This is a genomic window from Clostridium sp. OM05-9, from assembly GCF_003481465.1.
Classification (GTDB): domain Bacteria; phylum Bacillota; class Clostridia; order Lachnospirales; family Lachnospiraceae; genus Coprococcus; species Coprococcus ammoniilyticus.
This window is the reverse complement of sequence record NZ_QULF01000008.1, coordinates 1-12,003: the sequence shown is the minus strand read 5'-3', so window position 1 is coordinate 12,003 and position 12,003 is coordinate 1. Positions and strand designations below refer to the sequence as shown.

Sequence of the window (12,003 nt, the reverse complement as noted above, 5' to 3'; positions counted from 1 at the left end):
ATTATAAAGGAGAGTAACATGGACGAGAATATGAATGGAAATCAGCAAAATGGCACAAATGCCGGACAGCCGGATGGAGCAGCTCAGAATATGAATCCAAATCAGCAGGCATACGGCGGACAGCAGTATTATGATCCGAATCAGCAGGCATACGGCGGACAGCAGTATTATGATCCGAACCAGCAGGCATACGGCGGACAGCAGTATTATGATCCGAACCAGCAGGCATACGGCGGACAGCAGTATTATGATCCGAACCAGCAGGCATACGGCGGACAGCAGTATTATGATCCGAACCAGCAGGCATACGGCGGACAGCAGTATTATGATCCGAACCAGCAGGCATACGGCGGACAGCAGTATTATGATCCGAACCAGCAGGCATACGGCGGACAGCAGTATTATGATCCGAACCAGCAGGCATACGGCGGACAGCAGTATTATGATCCGAACCAGCAGGCATACGGCGGACAGCAGTATTATGATCCGAACCAGCAGGCATACGGCGGACAGCAGTATTATGATCCGAACCAGCAGGCATACGGCGGACAGCAGTATTATGATCCGAACCAGCAGGCATACGGCGGACAGCAGTATTATGATCCGAACCAGCAGGCATACGGCGGACAGCAGTATTATGATCCGAACCAGCAGGCATACGGCGGACAGCAGTATTATGATCCGAACCAGCAGGCATACGGCGGACAGCAGTATTATGATCCGAACCAGCAGGCATACGGCGGACAGCAGTATTATGATCCAAACCAGCAGGCATATGGTGGACAGTATGGACAGCAGCCACAGGGTAATAAGCCGGCAGGCGGTGGATTTGATAAAGTAAAGAATGCGATTGTGAATAATAAGAAGATCGTTATTATTGCGGCGGCAGCAGTTGTTGCATTGATCCTGATCTTTAACATTATCGGTGGAATTGCTGGTCACGGTAAGCAGAGCCCAAAGGCAGTTGTTAAGGCTTATGTAAATGCAGTAGAAAAGCAGAGCGGTAAGAAGCTGTATAAGCTGATTGATAAGAAAGTCCTTAAATATACGAAGGACGAAGAAGATATGGATAAAGATGAAATGATCGATAAGTTAGATCAGATTCTGGAATGGTCAGGTGAATCTCTCGAAAACCAGGTTGGTAAAGTAAAGAGCATCAAGGTTAAGTTCAAGAAGGTTAAGAAGTTAAAAGGCAGCAAGCTGGAAGATAAGCAGGAAGACTATGAAGATGAATACGATATCAAGGTCAGCCAGGTTGCACGCGTGGAAGGCACGGTCAAGGTAAAGGGCAAGGATGATGATATCGAGAATGATTTCACTATGTATGTCTATAAGAGAGGCGGAAAATGGTATCTGGATTTTAGTTCCATATACTAAGATGAAAGCTTGTAAAAGTATCAATTCGTAAATACATATAAGATGGCATCGGTTGGAGAGAGTCTGACCGGTGTCATTTTGTTTGCATATTACTTTATGAAAACAAGTCATATATAAAAAAATGGAGAAAAATACGATTTTTGCAGAAAAAACAGAATAAAATAAAGAAAATTCAATAAAATAGTTGATATTTGAAACGAAATAGACAAGAACTTTCAATTATAGGCTTGCCTTTTTTGAAAAATGTTTTAAAATAGCTAATAGGAATTTTACAGGACATAACTGATTTAACCGGAATAGAATAAGTGAAAGGCACAGGTATGTAGAATGAAGAAATACAAAGATATGAGTAAAGATGAATTATTGACTTTAAAAGCCGCTCTTTTGGAGGAGTATAAGGAAGAACAGGCAAAAGGTCTGAGTCTGAACATGGCAAGAGGTAAGCCTGGATTCTCACAGCTTGCATTGTCGATGGGAATGTTGGATGAGATCAATAGTTCTTCGGATATGAGAACTTTGTTAGGAAACGATACCAGAAACTACGGAGATCTGGATGGTATCGGTGAGTGCCGTCAGCTTATGGCAGATATGATGGAAGTTAAGAAGGAGAATATCATCGTATATGGTAACTCCAGCTTAAATGTAATGTATGATACAGTATCACGTTCCATGACACATGGTGTAAATGGTTCTACTCCATGGTGTAAGCTGGACAAGGTGAAGTTCCTTTGTCCTGTACCGGGATATGACAGACATTTCAAGATTACAGAATTCTTCGGAATCGAAATGATCAATATTCCTTTATTAGAGGATGGTCCGGACATGGATCTCGTAGAGGAATATGTAAATAACGATCCTGCGGTAAAGGGAATCTGGTGTGTACCAAAGTATTCAAATCCAACAGGAATCGTTTATTCAGATGAAGTAGTAAGACGTTTTGCAGCATTAAAGCCTGCAGCAGAAGACTTCAGAATCTTCTGGGATAACGCATACTGCATCCATCATTTATATAAGGACAAGCAGGCAGAGATTTTAAATATCATAGATGAATGTGAGAAAGCCGGAAATCCGGATATGGTATACATGTTTGGCTCTACTTCCAAGATCACATTCCCTGGCTCCGGTGTAGCAGCAATTGCAACATCTCCAAGAAATGTTGAATTTATCAAGAAGCAGCTTACCGTTCAGACAATCGGACATGATAAGATCAACCAGCTTCGTCATACAAGATTCTTTAAGAATATCGATGGCATGAAGGCTCATATGGAGAAGCATGCAGATATCTTAAGACCAAAGTTTGAAGCAGTTCTGAATGAATTCGATAAGGAGCTTGCAGGACTTGAGATCGGTTCATGGGTTAGACCGGTTGGTGGATATTTCATTTCGTTTGATGCATTAGAGGGCTGTGCAAAGAAGATCGTAGCAATGTGTAAGGATGCAGGAGTTGTTCTGACAGGCGCAGGTGCAACATATCCATATGGTAAAGATCCAAAAGACAGCAATATCCGTATCGCCCCATCCTTCCCATCTGTTGAGGAGATGGAAGCAGCTTCAAAGATCTTTGTTCTTTGCGTAAAGCTGGTCAGCATCGACAAATATCTGGGTGAAGAATAAGTAATAAATAATCGAATAGAGGACATATAAAAGCAACATCAATATGTTAAAAATAAGATTATCAGAAGGTAGTCTTATGGCTGGCATGTTGATGTTGTTTTTTGTTGAATAAAAAGAGCAGACGATTGATTTATGGGCGAAAATCTTATATTATATTGTTTACAGACATAATGCATTATGCGAAAAAGAGGGGGACATATGATGAAGATTGCCATATGTAATGGTGAAAAGAAATGCCGCGATCAGATGCGGACATCCATAGAGAATTATCTGGATACAAAAGAGATCTTATATACAATTGATACATTCGATTCAGGAGAGATGTTCCTGTGTGAGGGAGAATCCCTTCCTGAAAATTCTATTATATTCCTTGATACCAATACAACTTGTGTGGAAGAATGTCTGGATGCAGTTCTGGATAAACGGGAACCGCATACTGCCAGAAAGAAATTTACATTTAAAGAAGGGCAGACAGAGGTTTTATTCAATCACATTTTATATATTGAAAGTAAATTACATAAACTGGAGTTCCATATTATAGAAAATGGGAAAGTTCGGATATATACCAGGTATGGCACCATGAATGATCTGGAAGCAGAGCTGAAGTCATATCATTTTATCCGGGTGCATCAAAGTTATCTGGTAAATTTGCAGCATATCAGGCAGGTATCAAGATATGAAGTTACGCTTCATAATGGTGATATTATTTCGATACCGAAAGCCAGATATAAGGAAGTAGAGGAAGCATTTACAGCATATAAATATTGATAAGTGAACAGAGATTATAAAAAACAACATCCATGCAGCAACCTTAAGGTTTCGTAAGAAAGTCTTAAGTGGTTACTGCATGGATGTTGCTTTTTTTGTTTGTTACACTATCTGGGGTTTAAATGAAGAAATTTCATATTGATTTACGTGAGTTTGGTCATTTTCTGCAATATATTGTCGTTTTCTGCAAAGTGGGTTGTTTGGAGGGGGATAAAACAGTATAGTGCATGAAAAGGAGGAAACAAAAAATAATTAAGTAACAAAAGAAAAAGGATCAATACATGGGAGGGTATTTATTATGAATTGGAGAAGAAAATGGAAACAGATAACAGCGGTTATTGCTGCTGGAGCAATGGTGGCAGGCAGCATGACGATATTGCCAGCAAAGGCTGAGGAGAAGACCAGGTATCCATATACTATATTTGCATCAGCACAGACGGAAGGAGCAATTACGATAAATGCAGATAATTTCTGCTTGAATGGTGATATGGTGACGAATGGAACGATATCACCATCGGGAAATCTTCAAATTAATGGAACAAAAAAAGAATCAGCAGAGGAATCCATGATGTATTTGTTTCATGCAATAGATGATGCATATTTTACTGGTACCGATTATGTGGCATGTGAAGGAGACTATGTTTTAGGGGAGACGAATATCAATATCAGTACTCCGGTTGCGGCATCCGGAGAGATGAATCTGGAGGGAAATATTAACCTAAATACGGCAATTAAGGCATTGGAAACCATAACGCTTACCGGAGAGGTGAAAAATACAAATAATTCTGTTATCTATTCCAAATATGGAGATATCATTATTGACAGTACAAATGTGAATCTGAGTGGCTTGATCTACGCACCATTTGGACATGTGAAGATACAGGCACAGAATCTGGGATTAAATAACATTATTGTAATAGCGGAAACAGTTACGATCATAAGTAGTAGTGTAAATGTAAATTATAGTAGCTAAATGGCAGAGTTTGTAGGCACAGAGTCTGAATTACCAGACATACCGGATGATGAGAGAAAATATCTGGAGGGAAGAGAGCTTCCAGATGTTACTACTGAAGAAAATAGTTCAGAAGAAACAACAGAGGACAACAGTACCGAAGAAAATACAACAGAAGATAGTAGTACGGAAACGACAACAGAGGATTGGGATGCGAAACAGAAAAGATATGAGGAATTGATGAGTGATTTTGATAATTGGAACTCTTATCTGGATACTGATGAGGATGGGTTACCGGATGAACTGGAAGAATTGATTGGCAGTGACAAGATTCTTTCAGATACTGATGGAGATGGATTGGATGATTATTACGAGTTTTTACAGCTTGGAACATCATTAACTGAACCAGATACCGATGAAAATGGCATTAGCGATGCGGAGGAGGATTTTGATGGTGATGGTTTGAATAATGCACAGGAATATCTGTACGGAACACTTCCATGGGAGTCAGATACGGATGAGGATGGGCTGTCCGATGGAGATGAAGTTCTGGTATATGGAACAGATCCATTAAAACCGGATACGGATGGAGATGGTTTGATCGATGGGGATGAACCGGCAATGGGATTTGATCCTACAAAGCCGGATACCGATGAAAATGGAATCCCTGATGGAAAAGAACGGATTGAACAGAGTGTTACATATGAGGTTGAGAATAAGGAGTGTGCTGTTACAGAGATTCAGGTGGATATGGTGACATCCGGCAGCCTTACGGCATCAACAACAATTGAAAGTATAATGGATACAGATTATGGATGTTCAAATGTAGCAGGTCTGGTGGGTGAACCATTTGAGATAACAACAACATGTACATTTGAAACGGCGACACTTTCTTATAAGGTCGATCAGACAAAGCTTGGAGAAACAGAGTTTGATGACCTCCTGTTTTTATGGTATGATGAGGATAATAAACAGATGGTTGAGCTGGAGACAGAGCATGACGCTGAGACTGGGATCGTTAGTACGGAGACAACACATTTTAGTAAATATATGTTGGTAGATGCAAAAAAATGGGCGGAGATATGGAAGCATAAGTTCCCCTATGAGGAAAGACAACAAAGTAGGGCAGATGCATGTTATACATATATGTATTTTTTTGGTGCGGTTCCAACAGTGCTGAAAGACACAGCAGGAAATACAGAAGATATAAAGGGAAAGCAATTAACAGAGTATCATGTGAATTATATATCTCAAACCAGACAGATTATAAATGCAGCAATTAACACCATGCATGAAAACGATCGGGTGGGATATGTGTGTGATTGTGGTCTTTACCATTCAAATAAGCAGTGGGGATCTGGCATGTATGATTATCTTCTTAATAATGAATTGAAGGAGAATCCTAAGAAATATCTTAGTGATAGAATAAATGGAAGTGAGCTTGGAGTTTATCTGAGGGCTGACTGGGGATATGATGATGCAGACGCACAGATGAATGGAAATGATAATGTTAATATGATAGTTTGGGATTATATAGTAACGGCAAGGGAAGATGCCAAACTCGGCAATACTGTCATTCCGGATCGAAGAATTATATTGGTTTGTGGTGGCAATATAGGGAATATTTCAGAGAATACACTAGCATTAGCAAAAAAAGAAAATATTCGAATTGATACGCTGATGATAGGAGATTATGCGTATGCGGCACCACTTATTAAAGCATCACAGGCAACAGGTGGACAATTTTATAAAGTAGAAGAGGTTAACCGTGACAATGTAGATGAGTTGATTTCAAAAATGAAAATTGGTGAACTTCCGGAAAATGAGTCTGGATTAGCCGGAGGCAGTAGTGAACTTCCAGATGAATTTAAAATAGATACGGATGAAGATGGTATTCCTGATGTAGTAGAACGAGAAGGAATGAGAAATCAGTATGGTATGATCGTATATACTGATCCAGAGAAAAAGGATACTGATGGGGATAAATTGACAGATGGAGAGGAGATGGATCCGACAAGACGAAATAAGCAGTTTTCGAATATAATGACACTGAATGTTCCTAAAAATGCTGATTTTTATTACATGAAATCCAGCCCAAATAATCCGGATACTGATAATGATGGTTATACAGATTATGAAGAGGTAAGAACATATCATTCCAATCCATTATTCAGTGATGTCCATATTTATGAGTTGAAGCACGATTATATAGCGGTAAATTATATAGACGAAGATGGTAATAGTCAAATTTCATATGGTGGAAATCAGGGATGGTTTGGAGAGGAATATAAACAAAATAATATTGAGAAATATTCAACAATTAGAAGCTATGGGTGTGGTTTGATTTCTATAAGTGATATCTTGTTGTATTTAGCGAGTGTAGATAGTAAGTATTCGACGGATATGACAGATCTTATCAGGACTGATAATGGAGCAATAGAATATAATTCTTATATTGAGTATATAAGTTATATGGAAAAGAATTTTTTTCATGTAAGAGATATTGATTTTGCTGGAGAAAAAGTAGTAAGTGGAATTAATGGAATATCGATTGCAAATGGTGTTAATAAATATAACTGGTTTTATAATGTTGGCATACATGGAAACTGGGGGAGTTGGACAGATAAAATACTAAATCGGATAGAAAAAATGCTGGAATGTGATATTCCTGTGACTTTGTCCGCTAATGCAATAAAGAAAGAGTATAAGGCACAAGCGGAGGAAGATGGATTATATATAGCGATGTATAAAAATGATTCTGAAATTCCAAGAGAGAAGAATTACAATATGGTCAGATCAACATTTAATAATCATTATGTTACGGTTACAGGGGTAATTAAAAATTCTATAGAAGATAGGATCTGGCTACAGGTATCGTCATGGGGAGAAAAGTATTACCTTGATTATGCAGAATATATGAATTACATGCAGGTATATGCCTCTATGGGAAGTGTTGCGACAAATATTTTACATATTACTATAGAATGATCGGGAGGAGATTCTGATGAAAAAAAGAATAAAATGGATCATTCCTGTCTGTATAGCGGGTGCGATAATAATAGCAATCATTATTGGAATTGTCCGTTATACCAGACCGATAGAAGAAAAAAATCCATATAATATTTATGTAAGGCAATATAGTGATATATATGAGCCGGATTGGGAATTGGATAATGTGGGTATATCGTCTGAAACGGATTATGAATATGCAAGAATTAAAGTACGTTTTTGGGGAGAAAATGATGTATGGAACTTAACTGATATGGCACATATCTGTTATACGCTTGCACCCAAAATAAGAAGTTATATGGGAGAAGAATATCAATCGTATGCATTGGTAATCAGCTTTGAAGGGTATGCAGGAGCTATATTCCAATTTATATATTATGATACAAATAAAAGAATGATTGCTTTTGATCATCAAAGATCGCATTATATCACATTAGCAGAGATTATAGAGGCATTTCCGGATATGACATCCATAAGCACAGACGGAAGTGTAGCAATGTCATTCGATGATTTAAAAGCTATTGAACAGTTGGATAGTTTACAGGATTGGTGGTGCTTTTCAGATACAATGCCGGAAAATTGGAAAGAATATATATGGTCCATATTCCCTGATTGTGAGATCCGTGACTTATCCAATTACTGGGAAATAGAAAAGGTTCCGTGGTAATTATATAACAGGTATGCATGATTTGATTGATTTGGTTAAATCATGCATGCTTTGCTATTTGGATTGTGTAATTCGGGATGAAGAGAGATATTAAAGAAATGAGAGGATCTATTGAAGAAAAATATAAGGAAGAGAAAAAAATGGCTTATTCCAGTCTGCATAGTAGTAGTAATACTTATTATGGTTAGTGGTATTATTCGCTATAACAATAACAAGCCGGAAAAAGAAGAGAATCCATATAATGTTTTTGTGAGGCAATATAGTGAAGTGTATGAACCTGATTGGGAACTGGATAATGTAGAGATAAGATCGGAAACAGATAAACAATATGCTGGAATTATAGTTCGTTTCCAGGATAAGACAGATACTTGGAATTTAGACAATATGGCTAAAATAAGCTATATTCTCGCACCAAAGATAAGAAGTTATATGGGAGAAGAATATCAATTATATTCATTATCATTTATGTTTAAAGGTTATGCAGGAAGAGCATTTTTGGTTACAAATTATGATAGCAACAAAAAGATGATATCTTTTACGCAGTTAGATGGGCGTGGTATTACATTACCTAGGATTATAGAGGCATTTCCGGATATGACATCTATAAATACAGATGGAAGTGTAGTAATGTCATTCGATGATTTAAAATCCATTGAACAGTTGGAGAGTTTGCAGGATTGGTGGTGCTTTAGGGAAACAATGCCGGAAAATTGGAAAGAATATATATGGTCCATATTCCCTGATTGTGAGATTCGTGACTTATCCAATTACTGGGAAATAGAAAAGGTTCCGTGGTAATTATATAACAGGTATGCATGATTTGATTGATTTGGTTAAATCATGCATGCTTTGCTATTTGGATTGTGTAATTCGGGATGAAGAGAGATATTAAAGAAATGAGAGGAGTTTCTATTGAAGAAAAATATAAAGAAAAGAAAAAAATGGCTTATTCCAGTCTGTATAGTAGTAATACTTATTATTGTTAGTGGTATTATTCGCTATAACAATAACAAGCCAGTAAAAAAAGAAAATCCATATAATGTCTTTGTGAAGCAATATAGTGAAGTGTATGAACCTGATTGGGAGCTGGATAATGTAAGTATAGCACCAGAAACGGATATTGAATACGCAGGAGTTGAAGTGCGTTTCTGGGGAGAAGAGGGTGTCTGGAACTTAACTGATATGGCACATATATGCTATATACTTGCACCAAAGATAAGAAGTTATATGGGAGAAGAATATCAATCATATGCATTAGCATTTAAATTTCGAAGCTATGCAGGAAGATCATTTTCATTCATATATTATGACGGAGATAAAAGGATGATTTCTTTGACAAATATGGGGCGATGTGGTATCACTTTACCTAAAATTATAGAGGCATTTCCAGATATGACATCTATAAGTACGGATGGAGATGTAGCGATATCATTCGATGCGTTAAAAGCCATCGAACAGTTGGAGAGTTTGCAGGATTGGTGGTGCTTTAGGGAAACAATGCCGGAAAATTGGAAAGAATATATATGGTCAATATTCCCTGATTGTGAGATCCGTGACTTATCCAATTACTGGGAAATAGAAAAGGTTCCGTGGTAAGCATTGCAACGAATATTGTGTATATTACGGTGAAACAGTAGGGAGGGAGATTAGTATTGAAATATAAATTAAAAAAGAGATATATAGTATTGATATGTTTGTTAGTTGTATGTATTGGAAGAATTATATTTTATTATGCAACAACAAGTCCTTTTTATAGGTTTGTGAAAACAAACGTCAAAAATTGTAAAGGAGAATGGAAGCTTGAGAGTACAAGTATCGTATTTGATAATCATATAGTTGTGTCTTTTTTTAATAAAAAATCTGATTGGAATATGAGGAAAATAGCGTTCATATGCAAGGAACTTTTGCCTGAAATAAGAGGATATTATGGATCAGACTATGATGGATATGATATAGACTTCCATTTTGAAAGTTATGCAGGCAAGAGGCTTGCGGTTCAATATAGTGACGGGGATAAATTTTTAACTATTACTGCAAATCGATTATCAAGAGGGGTTTGTTTAGAGAATATTGTTATGAATTTTCCAGAAGTGAATTCACTTCAGTTGGATGACAGTGTTAGATGTAAATATTTGGATTGTTTAAAAGATGTTAAAGATTTGAAGTACATAGAAATTGGGAATCCTTTTTCTGATGAAGAACAGGATTATATATTATCCTTATTTCCAGACTGTGTTATAGAAGAATCGACAGAAGACTAGAGATGGTCTGGAAGAAAGGTAAAAAGATGGTGTGGAATATACCAGCTTCAAAGGTTAGATTTGAAAATCTAATATTGAAGTTTGATATATTCTGCATCATCTTTTTGATATATACTATATGGCTTATAGCATGAACCGATTTCTAGGATGTCTGGTTGCCAGAATATTACGTTGTTTAGCGATAGCTACATGAGTATATATTTCAGTTATGGTAATCGAACTGTGACCAAGCATTTCCTGTATATATCGAATATCCACATCTGCATCCAAAAGGCTAGTTGCAAATGTATGCCGAAACATATGTGGTGTAATATGCATATCAATAGATGCAAGCTCTGTATATTTATTTATCATGCGCCGCACAGCCTGATCGGATAAGGGGGTTGCCGCCTGATTAACAAAGAAAGAATCGCAGGCGAGTATTTCTTTTTGAAAAGTTATCTTATATTTTTTCAAAATACAAAGCACAGATTCATTCCCAATCTGGATGCGGCGTTCCTTTGATCCCTTTCCATAGATTAGAATTGTTCCGTCTTGCAGATCAATGGAATCATTGTGAAGAGAGCAAAGCTCGGAGATTCGAATACCCGTTGCAAAGAGTAGTTCCAGTACGGCAGTATCTCTTAATGCATTTTTTCGTTGATATTCTGTTGGAGCCAGTGTTTGCTGTCTGTGTGCTACAGACAGAAGCGTTTCGACAGTAGCTAATGGGATTGTTTTTGGTAAAATAATAGGTTCGCGAAAACGCAGTTGAAGCTTATCGAATGGATTTTGAGGCAGAAAATCCTTATATAACAGGTAATGAAAGAAGGTTTTTAATGAAGCAATTTTCCGTTTTACCGTTCTTGGTTTATATTGTTCGTGAAGACCTGCGACATATTCCTCTAAAATATCGGGAGTGATATCTGTGATGTCAGAAGGAATTTGTGCATGTGCAAATTGTGCCAGATCAATCCGGTATGCTTTTAATGTTTTCTCATCCAGTCGCTTCTGGTTCTTACAGTAGGTGAGATAGTTTTGAATGTGTGTAGATAAAAGAGTCGTAGTCATTTGTATTTGTTCTCCTTAAAATTATTTATTAGATGCACTTCAAGATAGATCCGATATAAGTCCGGTATGGATTTTAACAAGGTCATTTTTGCTGTGCATAGAATCTTCGTAGCAGGATTCTGCCTTGCTTAGTATATATTCTAGAATTTATAAAATGGAAGAATACAATCGAAAAATAAGAGAAATTTGGTCATTTTCTGCAATATATGGTCGTTTTATGCAAAACGGTTGATTTTGCATGGGATTGGGGATAGATTGGAGGGGAAGGAAAGTAAGAAAATAAGTGATGGATAATAAAGAGTTAT

10 protein-coding genes are annotated in these 12,003 nt (G+C 37.3%); 9 read left to right on the top strand and 1 reads right to left on the bottom strand.

Annotated elements, in window-relative coordinates:
- Positions 1 to 18 precede the first annotated feature (18 nt).
- The 9 genes from DXB77_RS13400 to DXB77_RS12405 all read left to right on the top strand — a co-directional run bounded on the left by DXB77_RS13400 (position 19) and on the right by DXB77_RS12405 (position 10,648).
- Positions 19 to 1,377 (top strand): hypothetical protein, encoded by a 1,359-nt coding sequence (locus DXB77_RS13400; RefSeq protein ID WP_207665164.1) that lies wholly within the window; start codon positions 19 to 21, stop codon positions 1,375 to 1,377.
- 327 nt (positions 1,378 to 1,704) lie between these two features.
- Complete coding sequence (locus tag DXB77_RS12440; protein WP_118482772.1) at positions 1,705 to 2,991, top strand: aminotransferase class I/II-fold pyridoxal phosphate-dependent enzyme; 1,287 nt, start codon at positions 1,705 to 1,707, stop codon at positions 2,989 to 2,991.
- A 201-nt stretch (positions 2,992 to 3,192) separates the two neighbouring features.
- Positions 3,193 to 3,759: a LytTR family transcriptional regulator DNA-binding domain-containing protein gene (locus DXB77_RS12435; protein WP_242997319.1), complete on the top strand. Its 567-nt coding sequence runs from the start codon at positions 3,193 to 3,195 to the stop codon at positions 3,757 to 3,759.
- 298 nt (positions 3,760 to 4,057) lie between these two features.
- Positions 4,058 to 4,732, top strand: coding sequence for a hypothetical protein (locus tag DXB77_RS12430; RefSeq protein ID WP_118663482.1), 675 nt, complete (start codon positions 4,058 to 4,060; stop codon positions 4,730 to 4,732).
- Positions 4,733 to 7,699 (top strand): hypothetical protein, encoded by a 2,967-nt coding sequence (locus tag DXB77_RS12425; protein WP_118663480.1) that lies wholly within the window; start codon positions 4,733 to 4,735, stop codon positions 7,697 to 7,699.
- Between the two features lie 16 nt (positions 7,700 to 7,715).
- Positions 7,716 to 8,387: a hypothetical protein gene (locus tag DXB77_RS12420; protein ID WP_117808525.1), complete on the top strand. Its 672-nt coding sequence runs from the start codon at positions 7,716 to 7,718 to the stop codon at positions 8,385 to 8,387.
- A gap of 111 nt (positions 8,388 to 8,498) precedes the next feature.
- Complete coding sequence (locus DXB77_RS12415; RefSeq protein WP_117822505.1) at positions 8,499 to 9,185, top strand: hypothetical protein; 687 nt, start codon at positions 8,499 to 8,501, stop codon at positions 9,183 to 9,185.
- Positions 9,186 to 9,299: 114 nt separating this feature from the next.
- Complete coding sequence (locus DXB77_RS12410) at positions 9,300 to 9,983, top strand: hypothetical protein (protein ID WP_118500693.1); 684 nt, start codon at positions 9,300 to 9,302, stop codon at positions 9,981 to 9,983.
- A 56-nt stretch (positions 9,984 to 10,039) separates the two neighbouring features.
- The gene (locus DXB77_RS12405) at positions 10,040 to 10,648 is read left to right on the top strand and encodes a hypothetical protein (protein WP_118663478.1); all 609 of its coding nucleotides are present in this window, start codon (positions 10,040 to 10,042) and stop codon (positions 10,646 to 10,648) included.
- A gap of 123 nt (positions 10,649 to 10,771) precedes the next feature.
- On the opposite strand, the gene DXB77_RS12400 is transcribed toward DXB77_RS12405, so the two are convergent.
- Complete coding sequence (locus DXB77_RS12400; RefSeq protein ID WP_118663476.1) at positions 10,772 to 11,698, bottom strand: tyrosine-type recombinase/integrase; 927 nt, start codon at positions 11,696 to 11,698, stop codon at positions 10,772 to 10,774.
- Positions 11,699 to 12,003: the final 305 nt, after the last annotated feature.

What these genes read in the sequence shown, in the direction of transcription:
- DXB77_RS13400 (WP_207665164.1), top strand. Translation starts at nt 19, where the DNA reads ATGGACGAGAATATGAATGGAAATCAGCAAAATGGCACAAATGCCGGA.
- DXB77_RS12440 (WP_118482772.1), top strand. Translation starts at nt 1,705, where the DNA reads ATGAAGAAATACAAAGATATGAGTAAAGATGAATTATTGACTTTAAAA.
- DXB77_RS12435 (WP_242997319.1), top strand. Translation starts at nt 3,193, where the DNA reads ATGAAGATTGCCATATGTAATGGTGAAAAGAAATGCCGCGATCAGATG.
- DXB77_RS12430 (WP_118663482.1), top strand. Translation starts at nt 4,058, where the DNA reads ATGAATTGGAGAAGAAAATGGAAACAGATAACAGCGGTTATTGCTGCT.
- DXB77_RS12425 (WP_118663480.1), top strand. Translation starts at nt 4,733, where the DNA reads ATGGCAGAGTTTGTAGGCACAGAGTCTGAATTACCAGACATACCGGAT.
- DXB77_RS12420 (WP_117808525.1), top strand. Translation starts at nt 7,716, where the DNA reads ATGAAAAAAAGAATAAAATGGATCATTCCTGTCTGTATAGCGGGTGCG.
- DXB77_RS12400 (WP_118663476.1), bottom strand. Translation starts at nt 11,698, where the DNA reads ATGACTACGACTCTTTTATCTACACACATTCAAAACTATCTCACCTAC.